General features: G+C 35.9%; 10 protein-coding genes. 3 read left to right on the top strand and 7 right to left on the bottom strand.

The annotated features are described in order from the left end of the window. Window positions 1-9: 9 nt before the first annotated feature. The 4 genes from AC4E8C_RS05515 to AC4E8C_RS05500 form a co-directional block, all read right to left on the bottom strand. A complete protein-coding gene (locus AC4E8C_RS05515) occupies window positions 10-243 on the bottom strand; it encodes a Spo0E family sporulation regulatory protein-aspartic acid phosphatase (RefSeq protein ID WP_490210928.1) in 234 nt (77 codons plus the stop codon). Between the two features lie 1,461 nt (window positions 244-1,704). Continuing rightward, a complete protein-coding gene (locus AC4E8C_RS05510; RefSeq protein WP_490210926.1) occupies window positions 1,705-2,547 on the bottom strand; it encodes a CheR family methyltransferase in 843 nt (280 codons plus the stop codon). Window positions 2,548-2,588: 41 nt separating this feature from the next. Continuing rightward, window positions 2,589-5,846: a response regulator gene (locus AC4E8C_RS05505; protein WP_490210925.1), complete on the bottom strand. Its 3,258-nt coding sequence runs from the start codon at window positions 5,844-5,846 to the stop codon at window positions 2,589-2,591. Window positions 5,847-5,894: 48 nt separating this feature from the next. Next, on the bottom strand, window positions 5,895-8,423 hold the full coding sequence (locus AC4E8C_RS05500; protein ID WP_490210923.1) for an EAL domain-containing protein: 2,529 nt from the start codon (window positions 8,421-8,423) through the stop codon (window positions 5,895-5,897). 294 nt (window positions 8,424-8,717) lie between these two features. Here AC4E8C_RS05500 and AC4E8C_RS05495 point away from each other — a divergent pair, with 294 nt between their 5' ends. Continuing rightward, window positions 8,718-9,815, top strand: coding sequence for a GIY-YIG nuclease family protein (locus tag AC4E8C_RS05495; RefSeq protein ID WP_490210922.1), 1,098 nt, complete (start codon window positions 8,718-8,720; stop codon window positions 9,813-9,815). A 283-nt stretch (window positions 9,816-10,098) separates the two neighbouring features. Beyond that, entirely contained in the window at window positions 10,099-11,589 is a 1,491-nt protein-coding gene (locus AC4E8C_RS05490; RefSeq protein WP_490210920.1) for a peptide MFS transporter, read from the top strand. Window positions 11,590-11,664: 75 nt separating this feature from the next. Here the strand turns inward: AC4E8C_RS05490 and AC4E8C_RS05485 are convergent, their stop codons facing one another. Then, window positions 11,665-11,892 carry a hypothetical protein gene (locus AC4E8C_RS05485; RefSeq protein ID WP_490210919.1) on the bottom strand — a complete coding sequence of 76 codons (228 nt, stop codon included), beginning with the start codon at window positions 11,890-11,892 and terminating at the stop codon, window positions 11,665-11,667. A 149-nt stretch (window positions 11,893-12,041) separates the two neighbouring features. Here AC4E8C_RS05485 and AC4E8C_RS05480 point away from each other — a divergent pair, with 149 nt between their 5' ends. Continuing rightward, on the top strand, window positions 12,042-12,869 hold the full coding sequence (locus tag AC4E8C_RS05480) for a DegV family protein (RefSeq protein WP_490210917.1): 828 nt from the start codon (window positions 12,042-12,044) through the stop codon (window positions 12,867-12,869). A gap of 70 nt (window positions 12,870-12,939) precedes the next feature. Here the strand turns inward: AC4E8C_RS05480 and AC4E8C_RS05475 are convergent, their stop codons facing one another. Next, window positions 12,940-13,683, bottom strand: a complete 744-nt coding sequence (locus AC4E8C_RS05475; RefSeq protein WP_490210915.1) for an amino acid ABC transporter ATP-binding protein — start codon at window positions 13,681-13,683, stop codon at window positions 12,940-12,942. A 12-nt stretch (window positions 13,684-13,695) separates the two neighbouring features. After that, window positions 13,696-14,358, bottom strand: coding sequence for an amino acid ABC transporter permease (locus tag AC4E8C_RS05470; RefSeq protein WP_490210913.1), 663 nt, complete (start codon window positions 14,356-14,358; stop codon window positions 13,696-13,698). Window positions 14,359-14,395: the final 37 nt, after the last annotated feature.

The following is a 14,395-nucleotide window of genomic DNA, read 5'->3' as shown; positions in this document are numbered from 1 at the left end:
ATTAAGAGTTTAATGTTTAAAAATTGGTTCTGGTCTAAATATAACTTTTTCCGCTGATTGCACTCTCTTCTTCTTCGGTTTGTCTATCATTTGAATCTGATATATTAATATATCTAATTCTTGACTGCACTTCAATACTTTTAGACTCTTCAATCCATATTCTGAGATAAGTTTTTCTAATTCCCTTTTCTTTTTCCAAATCGGCTCCAACAATTGTTGTTTACGACAAGAGGTTTTATCCATTTCCATAGTCCCTTACAACTATTTCTGCCTCTTTTTCATATGTTCATTATTCATTATTTTGCCAAATTAGAATATCCCCTGTCATTCCTATCTTTACCATCTCTATCCAGGAAGGAACATATTCCTATTCCTAGTCCTATTTATTAATCATTTAAAATAATATGCTAAATCAATCGGGACGATAGCAGAAAAAAAAGGCCATAATAGGCCTTTCAGATTGTCGAGAAAGGGTATTTTTCGGGGCAATTTTTAATTTTATTGAATAAATTACCTATTTTTATTTCAAATTTAAAGATTGTCCCTGCTAATAGGCCTGTTGATTTCCGCTCCAGGTGCTTCGCTTTCCGCGGGCGTGCCGGGGAGCCTCCTCGTCGCTTCGCTCCTGCGGGGTCTCCCCTGCCCCGTACTCCCGCAGGAGTCTACGCACCTTCCGCTCCAATCAACAGGGATGCAAATTCAACATAGGTATACTACACACACTTTCAAGTCTAGCAATGTGTATGGCAATCTTTTTCATGTTCTGGCAAGCTGCAGTTATGAGAGCTTGCTCACTTGCTTTCTTTAATCCCTGTAACTGGCAATAGCAAAACACATGCAACTCCTTCGAATCTGCACAGTTTTCCTTTCCAAATTTATAAAGCATTTTCCCGATTTAGAAAAGCGATTTAACCTTATCTTTTCCTTGGCTCTTCCCATACATGATGTGTCACTACTTTGACCGTATTTTTAGGCTGTTTAGATTGGGAGTGAAGTAGTCAGTTTACCCTTTCCATACATAGTATTTCTTGTATTCTCTATAACTCACCAGGGTGGTTGTACTGTAGTTTAATAAGAGGTTATTAAGGCAAACATTTTGATCTCAGACTTTATTATATGTAAATTTCCGTTTCAGAAATAAACTAGTAGTAGAGAGATATCTTCTATAAGCTATTACCCCAGTGATTTTTGGTAGCCCTTACAATTATGCTTATGAGATAACTAAAACCAAGCGAAACTGCTTCTCCTTAAATCCAAAATGTTGGACCTTACTGTCCAACCGATTCAAATAAGGAACTGAATCATGTACAAATTAATAATATTAAACTTCCTGTCTGTAGTCAGGTTGTCAAGATAACAGAACATTCATGTTTTCTATAGATATTAATAATCACATTAGATAAATTTTTTGGGCTTAACATTGATTTCACCACTATTTTTTACTTTTTGTTAAGCTGAAGTTCTTTATTTCATGCACCTGTTGATTGGAGCGGAAGGCGCGAAGACTCCTGCGGGAGTACGGGGCAGGGGAGACCCCGCAGGAGCGAAGCGACGAGGAGGCTCCCCGGCACGCCCGCGGAAAGCGAAGCGCCTGGAGCGCAAATCAACAGACCTATTGAGAGGTCTATGAAAAAAACAAATTAACGAGGGTAATTGTTAAATATTACAAACAAAAAAAGGCCATAATAGGCCTTTAGTAATATTTCATCTTATCTTTTTATATAGCTTATGGCTTTTACTGATTGCTTCATAACAATCAGACTTGCCAGTATAGTTTATGGTCTCTTTATCACCTAAGCCCAGAATTCCAAACATACCTAGGCTATCATAGAAAAGTTGGTGTACTTTTTCCTGTAAAGATTTATTAAAGTATATTAATACATTCCTGCATAAGATCACATGAAATTCATTAAAAGAACGATCGGTAACTAAATTATGTTGTGCAAAGACGACATTCTTAGTTAAATAGGGATGAAATTTAACTCCCGTTTCTGTCACATTGTAATAATCCGAAAATGCCTTTTTACCACCTGCTTGAATATAATTATTTGTATATTTACGCATATGGTCTAGTTGAAATATCCCTGATTTTGCTATTTTTAAAACATCGGTATTAATGTCTGTTGCATAAATTTTTGCTTTTTCATATAACCCTTCCTCCTGCAGCAGCATTGCCATGGAATACACTTCCTCCCCTGTGGAGCAGCCGGCATGCCAAATCCTTATGGATGGGTAAGTCCGTAACAAGGGGACAACCTTCTCCCTGAAATTCAGAAAAAACAATGGATCACGGAACATTTCTGTTACATTAATGGAGAAATCGGCGATTAGCCTCGTTAAACAAGCCTGATCATGTAAAACCTTTTCGAGCAGTCCTGTAATACTGTTTAACTTTTCGGCGTGAATTCTATGCCAAATCCTTCTTTTGATTGATTGGTAAGCATAATTTCGATAATCATAACCGCACCAAGAGTAGAGCCCTTGTAACAGTAATTCGATTTCAAGTTTTTCAAGACCTTCAGGGTATTCCTTTTGATATTCTTCCATACTTTCCCTCAACGTTCATTTATAGTGGTTTCTGTACCATCTTACTTCTTATAAAGCCATACTTTGATCAAAGAAATAAGTTGGTCCGTATCAAACGGTTTGACAATATAATCAGATGCCCCTGCATCCATACATTTCTGCCGATCTTCTTTCATAGCTTTTGCCGTTAACGCAATAATGGGCAAGGTTTGAAATTCAGGAATTCCCCTAATCCTTCTAATCGCCTCGTAACCGTCCATCTCTGGCATCATAATATCCATCAATACTAAATCAAAGCCCGGGTTATTTTCTAGTATTTCTATACTTTCCCTGCCATTCTCTGCAAAAGTGATCTCCATATCGTAAAGCTCAAGGAAACTCATAAGGGCATAAACATTACGAACATCATCATCCACCAAAAGAATTCTTTTTCCCTCAAGTCCAGTATGTGGCCTGGTTTGACTAAGTACATTCATTTGATTAAAATCAAGGCCCTCCTCACTTGGGTTTAAGTATAAATCAAGTTCATCCTCTAACCGTTGTGGTGATTGTTCATCCTTAATAATAATTGTGTGAGCATACTTCTTTAACGTCATCTCTTCTTTTATGGAAAGGTCACGTCCAGTATAGATAAACACCACTAATCCTTCGTTTTCTATCTTAACCTTAATCTTTTCTAGTAATTCAAACTCTTTATAATCGGTTAACCCTAAATCTAAGATCATAAAGTCAAATCTATTTACCCTTAACTCTTCCATAGCTTCCGTACTGCTAGAAACTGCTTTTATGATGACATTCTTGTCACCTATTAACTCCATTAAGCTGTTCCTTTGATTGAGATCATCATCCACAATTAATAGTCTTTTAATTTCTTTATGCCTATCTGCGGAAATTGGTGTTGGATTTGACTCTACTGATAAATTGGTTTCCTTACCCTCCATTATTGTTGGCTCGCCCATATTGATTTCTTTTGTAACAGCCACTTCATTTATAGATTCAATAGGGTAATTTCCGCTTTCTACCTTATTATAATCAGAAATATATAAGGAAAACCTGCTTCCTTTCCCTTCATCACTTTCTACCTCAATTTCAGCATGTAAAAGACTGGCAAGCTCGCGGCAAATAGACAATCCTAACCCCGTTCCTCCATACCTGCGGCTGGTTGTACCATCGGCTTGTTGAAATGCCTGGAAAATCAATTCTTGTTTTTCTTTAGGTATTCCAATCCCAGTATCAATGATGGAGAAACAAAAAGTAGAGTGATGATTATCTTTAAAAGCTAGCCCTATTTCAAAAGTAACCTCACCTTCATGTGTAAACTTAAAGGCATTTGCTAAAAGGTTCTTCAGAATTTGCTGCAGCCGTTGCTCATCACTATAAATATAGTCTGGAAGGTTATTATTTTGAATAATCTTAAAACCTAGGTTCTTTTCGATCGCAATCGGTCTAAATCTATTCTCAACAAATTCCGTTACGTCACTAATTAAAACCTTACTAGGCACTACCTCCATTTTACCCGACTCTATCTTAGCTAAATCTAAAATGTCATTAATCAATATCAATAAATCACTGCCTGAAGAATAGATGGTTTTTGAATATTTAACTTGTTTTTCTGTAAGATTGCCTTCATAATTATCCGCTAATAACTTTGAGAGAATTAATAAACTATTCAGTGGTGTCCGAAGCTCGTGTGACATGTTGGCTAGAAACTCTGATTTATATTTTGAATTCAGTGCAAGTTGTTTTGCTTTTTCCTCAAGTTCTGCACGTGCCTTTTCTACTTCCTTGTTGGTTAATTCAAATATTTTATTTTGCTTTTCTAAAACCTCCGCTTTTTCCTCTAAATCAGCATTGGTCTGTTCTAATTCTTCTTGTTGTGTTTGGAGAATTTGCTCTGAGTGCCTTAGTGCTAAGGTTTGCTCCTCTAACTCTTCGTTTGTCACTCTAAGCTCTTCTTGCTGCGACTGTAATTCCTCTGATTGTGCTTGAACTTCCTCCATCAGTATCTGAGACTCTTCAAGCAATTTCGCTAATTGAATTCTTCCTAATGCACTTTCAAGGATAATTCCAAGGCTATTAATCACTTCTTCTAATAATGCTTGCTGCTTAGTATTTAACGATTTAAATGAAGCTAATTCTACAACAGCTTTTACATCCCCTTCAAAAATAATGGGTAAAATAAAAATATTCAGAGGGGCTGTTTCACCTAGACCTGATTGAATACGTAAATAATGGGATGGGACATCAGTGAGAATAATCGGGGACTTTTCAAATGCTGCTTGTCCAACAAGTCCTTCTCCCAACCTAAATGAATCTGGATGGTTTTCACCTTTGTTAAATGCATACGAACCAGCCAATTTATAAGTAGCTGGTTTCACATCATCATGCTCTTTTACAAAAAAAACTGCATGAGAAGATTCCAACAAAGGGACAATTTTTGATAGGAACGTACTTGACAAGGATTCAAGATTGTGAGAACCACTTAGGCTAGCTGTAATTTCTGCCGAATTTGATTTAATCCAAATCAAGTCTTGTTCTCGGTTAAGTTGTTCTTCAAGTGATTCCACCATCTTATTGAAGGAATTGGCAACATCATCAATTTCATCATTTGATCTTACCTCTACCTTTGTACTAAGCTTTTCTTTTCCATTGGCTATATTTGTCATAATGGCTGAAACATTTCCTAACCTGGAGGCAAACTTCCAAACAATACTAGCGATAAAGCTCCCTGAAATAATGACTAATATTAAGGATATAATACTAGAAAGCCATATCTGTTTCTGGGTAACTTTCGTAGTATTTGAGAAGGATTCATTCATATTTTCTTCCAAATCCATCGTTATCTTTGAAATAGTTTTAGCATACTGATCGTGGATTGCATGCGCATTCCCATTTATTAACTTGACTGCTTCATTTTTTTGTCCATTATTAATCAATTTTATAATTTCATCTTTATAAGCATTAAACTGATTATTAATCTTCTTTAAATTTTCTAGCATATTTCTCTGTGCTTTTGTAGTCACTCTGGTTTCAAATAAATCAATATCGTGGGTGACTGCATCACTATTTGCTTGTAAAATGGTTAGTTCCTTTTGAAGAGTGTCCGGATCAGTAAAAATAACAAGGTTTCTTAAACTAATGGCTTCATCTTTTACTCCCTTTTGAATTTGTTCAGCTAAAAGTGATAATTCATATTTATCTTCTGTTTGGACACTTAATTTATTTAGACTTATTACCTGTAACCACCCACTGATAATTAGCACAATAATAATGACCGGTTTTGTACTAAGGCCCCATAATAACTTTGTTTTGATTTTCATGATGAGACTCCTCAACTAAATTTTCAAAATGCCAAAACTTAAAAACTACTATGCACGGAGGTTTTCGCCTTCTTCAATGCACGTTTGGTAAACCTTAGCCATCGCCTGCAGTCGATCACTAACTGCTAACTTTTGGAAAATCTTTGTTATATGATTCTTAACTGTATGTTCACTGATAAATAATTCATCTGAAATTTCTTTATTGCTTAGTCCATTTACCAATAATTGAAATACGTCCATTTCTCTTGAGGAGATCGCATACAATTGTTTTGTACGGTTTAGTGCTGCAGTTAAAATTTGCTGACTTTGAGCCACATCAGATTCCATCACTAAATTTACCTTGTTGGAAAACTCAGAATGGATTTTTTTGTTTTCTAATAAAATGATTCCTTTACGATTTGAAAAACTTTTATTTTTACCTTTAATTAAAAAGGCTTCAAATTCTCGGGGTGAAACTGGAGGACTATAAAGGTATCCTTGAACTTCTTCGCAATTATATTGTTTTAGCACTTTCAATTGTTCCTCTGTTTCCACACCCTCAGCTACGACCGTCATATTTAAATGATGGGATAATGAAATGATGGTTGCGATCAGAGCATTGCTGCCAGATGCCTCATCTGATATCTCTCTAATAAAAGAGCGGTCAATTTTTAATGTGTTAACCGGAAAACGCTGCAAATAACTTAATGATGAGTATCCCGTTCCAAAGTCATCAATACTAATACTAACCCCCATATTCTTCAGTTGGTTTAATGTCTTAATAATTGTCGACTCATTTCCCAAAATAGTAGATTCTGTTATTTCAATCTCTAACAAATTGGGTCTCATTTCTGTTTCACGGAGGATATGTTGAATATTTTCAATAAGATTCTTTTGTAAGAATTGCTGAGCTGAAAAGTTCACGGATACTGGAATGGGCTCGAATCCAGCTTCTTGCCAGTCCTTACTTTGTTTACATACTTTCCGTAATACCCATTCACCAATTTCAACAATTTGACCTGTTTCTTCTGCTATAGGAATAAATTCCGCAGGAGAAATGGTTCCCCAGCTTGGATGATTCCAACGCAGCAATGCTTCAGCACTTTTGATAGTGTCTGTATGAATGTCGACCCGCGGCTGATAAACTACCGTTAACTCTTCACGTTCGATGGCCTTCCGAAGATCATTCTGCATAATAAATGTACGATAGGACTGGATGTTCATACCCGAGTGGAATACCTTATATTGATTTTTCCCTTGTTCCTTTGCACGATACAATGCGGCATCAGCGTTTCTCATTAATACTAGTGCTTCTTCGCCATCATAAGGAAAAATACTAACTCCAATACATGTGGTAATAAATAATTCATAATTATCTATGAAAAATGGTTTTTTAAAAATATCTAATATTCCTTCTGCAGTTTCTAAAGCGCCTTCTCTATCAGTCTCTGGCAATAGAATATTAAATTCATCACCACCCACTCTTGCTACAAGGTCGGTTTCAGTTATGGCTCCTGAAATTCGTTTGGCAATTTTCTGAAGTAGCTGATCTCCTATGATATGTCCAAGCGAATCATTAATATACTTAAACCGGTCCATATCTAAATACAATAATGCTAACGGTTTGTTGGAGTTCTTTGCTTGTTGGAGTTTTAATGATAATTGGCTGTTAAATAATCGTCTGTTTGGCAAATCGGTTAAGCTATCATGGTAGGCCATATGGGCTATCATTTCTTGATCCTGTTTCTTTTTCGTTATATCCCGAATGGTACAAGCTACAATACATTTATCGTGGACGTAGCGTTTGCCAATTTGAAGTTCAGCTGGAAATGAAGTACCATTATTTCGTCTGGCATTTACCTCTTTTAAATTTTCATACCCTACAATACTATTAACGTTATTAATAGTACCTAAGACAGATTTGATATAATTTTGAGATTCTTCCCCGGAAAATAATATCGAAATACTTTTCCCCATAATTGTGGCATCATCGTAGGCAAACAATTTCTCTACGGCAGGATTAACCTTTAAAATCATCCCATTTTCATCCATAATGATCATTGCATCAATTGATGTCTCACTTATTACATTGGCCAGTTCTTCTGATACACGCAGTTCAGAAGTTTTTTTAGATAGTTCTAAATTGGCCTTTTCTAACTCTCTTGTCTTTTCAGTTAAAATATCCGCTTGTTGAATTAGTTGTTGATTCAATTTATAAATATTAACAAAGCCTTCAACCTTTGCCTTTAATATAATGGGGTCAAAGGGTTTTAATATATAATCAATTGCACCAATCGAATAGCCGGTAAAAATATGTTCTGAATCCATATTATTTGCTGTAACAAAAAGAATGGGGATATGTTTAGTTTTTTCACGGGCCTTAATTATTTTTGCTGTTCCAAACCCATCAATACCCGGCATTTGAATATCTAATAAAATGGCAGCAAATTCATATTTTAATAGATACTTTAACGCCTCTTCTCCAGAAAAAGCTTTTACTAGGTTATAACTATCGTGCTCAATAATCGCTTCCATTGCTAATAGATTTTCGGGTCGGTCATCTACTAAAAGAATATTTATTTTGCTGTCATTGCTCATACTTTAGTCCTCCGTCCCTTTTAAAAAGGTAACATGCTAATTCTTACTTTTGATTCAGTCTTTTTAAATAAAATTAGTCTAAATTTCTTAATTTAGTAATTAACACTATTGACATAGTGTTAATTTTATTATTCTTATTATGACAAAATAAGGGAAAAATTGATATAGAATCGACAAATTTAGTTATGGGTCTATAAGACTATTTTCAATGACAGATACTGACGCATAGTATTCTTACATTTATTTCTTCCTTTAATAGGGATAAAATATAAGTAGTAATGGGAGGAATTAAATATGAGTTTAAAATTAAAGGTAAAAAACCTTCCCTCGTTGCCTGGCGTTTACTTAATGGAAGATTCACAAGGAAGAATGATCTATGTGGGAAAGGCTAAAAACCTTAAAAACAGAGTTAGTACCTACTTCCAAAATTCAACGTCACACCAACAAAAAATAAAAAAACTAAAAGCAAACATAGCCGATATTCACTATATCCTGACAGATACAGAATTCGAAGCATTTATGCTTGAATGTAAATTAATTAAAGAATTAAAACCCCTTTTTAATAAGATGATGAAAAACCCTCAATCATATGCCTATATCCGTATTCAAACGGAAGGCAGATCACGAGGGATTGAAATTGTAAATAGCCAAAAGGAGGATAATGCTCGTTATTTTGGGCCATTTGCAAGCAAACACTCCGTTGAAAAAGCAATTATAGTATTAAGAGACTTCTATAAAATTAACTGCAGTAATCCTTCCTATTCGCATACACCCTGTTTGAATTACTCGTTAGGAATGTGCCTTGGTATTTGTTTTCAGGATGATGCAGTTAAGGAATTTAATCACATACTCACCAAGATCATTGCTTTGTTATCGGGTACTGATTTGAGTATTGTTAATGAAATAAAACAACAAATGGTACAGTCTGCCCAAAATGGTGAATTTGAAATTGCGGCAAAATATAGGGACAATTTAGAGTTGATCCGCTCGCTTATATATAAAGAGAAAGTGATTGATTTTACAGAAGCAAATCGGAATATAATCATTCTCGAAAACTTACATGCCAGCATTTTTAAACTTTTTCTTATTAAGGGCAACGAGGTCCTTTTTAGTAAAAAGTACAATTTGAATGTCCAAGGAAACTTTCAACTAATTACGTCCATTAGGGAGCATATTCTAACCTACTTCGGTAGTGAAATAAAGAGTATCAAAGCAGTAGTAAACAAAGATACATTAGATGAAGCACGAATCATTTATACCTATTTAAAGGGCACCAGCTCTATTTATAAGACTATTCCTAAAAAGTGGCTTAAGAATGGGAGTACCGAACCTATAGATGAAGTAATCCGTAATATGCTGAAAAAAGTATATGCGGAGCAAAGCAAGGTTTAAATATATAACCACAGTAAGCAGTCATCGGTACATTTTACGGTGGCTGTTCATTTTTCACTCCATCCGTGAATCTCTAAGGTCTTTTGGGGTATTCTAAATAGTGAAAAATCACATAAGTCAGAATCAATTTATTATTTCAAAAAAACTTTCTTTTTTTATAGAAATGCATATTTATATAGACTTATAAGGGTTTTAAACCCATTTATCAGTTAATTTCCAAAAAAAGTTTTTGACAATTCAAACACCGAGAAAGTATTATAGAATAATTAAAGGAGGTTGTAAGATGTCAAATATAAATAGGCAGAAAATTGTGGAAAGTGTACCTCAAAAGGGTTTCTTCGGACATCCTAAGGGCTTATTCACTCTTTTCTTTACAGAATTTTGGGAGAGGTTCTCTTACTATGGCATGAGGGCAATCCTTGTTTATTATATTTATTATGAAGTTTCCAAGGGTGGCTTGGGGTTGGACCAAAACCTCGCCCTCTCCATAATGTCCATTTACGGTTCTCTCGTTTATATGTCCGGTATAATTGGGGGCTGGTTGGCTGACCGTATTTTTGGTTCATCCAGGGCTGTCTTTTATGGTGGAATATTGATCATGTTTGGTCACATTGCACTGGCTATTCCAGGATCAGTTTCATTATTCTTTGTTTCCATGGTATTGATTATCCTTGGTACAGGAATGCTGAAACCGAATGTTTCAACAGTTGTAGGTGATATGTACAGTGAAACTGACAACCGCCGTGATGCTGGATTTAGTATTTTTTATATTAGTATCAATCTTGGTGCTTTCATTTCTCCATTAATCGTTGGCTCTGTTATGAACTACAGCTTCCATTTAGGTTTTAGTATCGCTGCTGTAGGTATGTTCGCAGGTTTAGTCATTTTTGCATTGACAAAGAAGAAAAATCTTGGTCTTGCAGGTCAGACCGTAGCAAATCCGCTTACACCTGCTGAGAAGAAAAAAACCTTTACCCTTATCGGATTAGGCATTTTAGTTATTGCTGTTATTTGTGCTATTGCGATTCCTACTGGGTATTTAACATTTAAAAGCTTTGCTAATTTAATCCTTATTCTTGCAATCATAATTCCAACTCTTTATTTTATTGTGATGTATCGCAGTTCTAAAACAACGAAGGTAGAACGTTCTCGACTGCTAGCATATATACCGTTATTTATAGCATCCGTTATGTTCTGGGCCATTCAAGAGCAAGGATCAACAATACTGGCTAGTTATGCAGATACACGTACACAACTTAACTTTGCTGGAATAAAAATTTCTCCAGCCTGGTTCCAATCTCTAAATCCATTATTTATTATCACCCTAGCCCCTGTATTTGCTTGGCTGTGGGTTAAATTAGGAAAAAAAGAGCCAACAATTCCGCAAAAGTTTGCATTAGCATTATTGTTTGCTGGTTTATCATTTATCGTTATCCTTTTGCCAGCTTACTTTGGTGGAACAGATTCATTGGTAAACCCATTATGGCTCGTTCTTAGTTATTTCATTGTCGTACTTGGTGAATTATGCTTATCTCCTGTCGGATTATCAGCTACGACAAAATTAGCACCTGCTGCCTTCTCTGCACAGACAATGAGCTTGTGGTTCCTATCTAGTGCTGCAGCACAGGCCCTCAATGCTCAGGTTGTTAGGTTTTATAAACCAGAAACAGAAATGGTTTACTTCGGTGTAATTGGCGGTGCTTCACTGGTACTTGGTGTAATCCTATTGATGCTTGCACCAAAAATTCAAGGTTTCATGAAAGGTCTTCGTTAATCAATTAAGAAAGGTGCATGTTCTCCTTATCTAACAGCTGATATTGAAGAACATGCACCTTTTCTATTCATTTTATTAATTATTTTCTTTCTTATCTTCCAATTCATCTATCAACTGTTTTGATCGTTTGGCATTTCCTTCTGCAAAGTTTTCAAGCCGATCCTTTAATTCTGCATCATCGTGTATCCTTTCTGCAGTAATAAGATACGTTCGCATTAAGTCTTCTTCACTTTGAATTGCATTTTTCAAAGTTTCTTCCAATAATTCTTTTTCCCCATGATTTTCGCTATTAAAGATACTCAATGTAATGGCCTCCTTTTTAGCCATTATTGTGTGCAAAGCTTCTACAAGGTATCCATATTTAAGGATTAAGACATACAACATGTGATTCATTAATGGAACTGATATACTATAGTATAATCAATCTAATAAAATATAAGGTGGAAGGGATTATGATAAAAATTATTACAGACAGTTCTGCTGACCTGCCAAAAGAATTAATCGAGAAATACGACATTACAATGGTTCCTTTAACTGTTACCATTGGTGATCGAGATTACTTAGAAAAGTTTGATCTTTCTCCCCAGGATTTCTTTAACAAAATGTTTTCCAGTGCCGTCCTGCCTAAGACATCCCAACCCTCCCCCGCCTCCTTTGCTAAGGCATTCTCAAAGTTTGATAATGAAACAGAGATCCTTTGTCTAACCATTTCTTCTGGGCTAAGTGGTACCTTTCAGTCCGCATTAATTGGAAAGGAATTATCTAATGCCAATGTGACTGTTTTCGATACTTTAGCAGGATCGCTAGGGCACGGGCTGCAAATAATTCGAGCTGCTGAGATGGCAGAACAGGGACATACGATGGAAGAGATCCTGACAAATCTTACAAATTATAGAGACAAAATGAATATACTTGTTCTATTAGATACATTAGAAAATATTGTAAAGGGTGGACGATTAAGTAAGTTTCAAGGCTCATTAGCCAAAATTTTGAATATAAAAGTGATTTTAGAAAGAGTCGATGATGGTAAGGTAGAAATATCTGAAAAGATCCGTGGAAAAAAGAAATTTCACAGAAGGGTTCTTGAACTTATTCAAGAACGCGGAAAAGATTTTTCAAATCTAACATTTGGTATCACACACACTGGAAATGAAGATGATGCGATGGCAATAAAACAGGAATTAATTACCCAATTTCACCCTAAAGAAGTAATTGTAAGCTATATGGGTGCTACAATGGGTACTTACGCAGGAAAAGACGGAATGATTATCTCCTTTTAAATCTAAAAAAGCTCATCTTGTTTAACAGGCAAGATGAGCTTTTTGTATAACACGGTTTAAATAAGATAAATTAAAAACTTTTCTTTAAGAAGGCTTTAGTTCGTTCAAACTTAGGGTTTGCAAAAAGTTCGGACGGTTGGCCTGATTCAACAATCTCCCCATCCGCCATAAAGATAACGCGATTGGCCACTTCTTTTGCAAAACCCATTTCATGTGTGACCACAATCATGGTCATATGTTCTTCTGCTAGGTCCTTCATAACTTGCAGTACCTCACCTGTTAATTCCGGATCAAGGGCAGAAGTAGGCTCATCAAATAAGAGAATCTCAGGCTCCATCATGAGCGCACGCGCAATGGCGACTCGTTGTTTTTGACCACCTGATAAATTAGATGGATATGCCTTAATATGACTGGTCAAACCGATCTTTTCAAGGAGTTCAGTACTGCGCTGCCGAAGTTGAGATGCGCTCTCCTTTTTTATTAGTCTTGGAGCTATTTCAAGATTTTCTTGAACGGTTAGGTGTGGAAACAAATTAAAGTGTTGGAAAACCATTCCCATTTTTGCGGTAATCAATTTTATTTGAGGCGGCTTTGAATATATGCCGTCCTTCACAAGGTAGTCCCCAGAAACGGATATGGTCCCATCATCTATTTGTTCAAGATGAACAAGGCTGCGGAGCATCGTACTTTTCCCCGAACCGGAGGGGCCAATCACAGCCACAACATCATTTTTATTCACATTAAAAGAGATCTGTTTTAATACTTCCAGCTTACCAAACGATTTTTTCAGGTTAGAAACTTCAATGATAGCCACAGACACCCCTCCTTATTGTTCAAATTTAAAGCTTTTTTCAATCCATTTAAAAACAAGTGTTAATACAAGTGTCATAACTAGGTAAATGATTCCTGCAACAACAAATGGAACGATAGTGAAATCACGATTCACAGCTGTTTCAGCATAGTGTAATAGTTCAGGTACGGCAACTGCGTACAAAAGGGCCGTATCTTTAACTAAGGTAACAGATTCATTAGCCACAGCTGGAAGCGCTATTCGAAACATTTGCGGCATAATAATTCGTGTTGTCATCTGCCATTTATTTAAACCAAGTACTTGTGACGCTTCATATTGTCCTTTATCAATCGCAAGCAGCCCACCACGGAAGATTTCTGCAAAATAGGCAGCATAATTTAATACAAATCCTAAACAGGCCGCGACGAAACGGTCCAACACCAAATATTCACCTATGACAGGAATCATCGGAAGTCCAAAACATATGAATAATAATTGCAGTAATAGCGGCGTCCCCCGCATTACATATATATAACCTTGGGCAAGCCATGACAACGGCTTTATTTTGCTTCTAACAGCCAATGTTAGTAAAAAACCAAGGGGTATTGACACGACAATCGCAATCAAAAATAACAGGACTGTCATCTGTGCACCCTCAAGCATTGGCTTAAGGATCGAGTTGATATATTCAAATGACATAAAAGGATTCATCCTCCAAAACAAAACAGGGTTTCCT

This window comes from Neobacillus sp. SRL179 (genome assembly GCF_984799095.1).
This window is presented reverse-complemented; position numbering and strand designations above follow the sequence as displayed.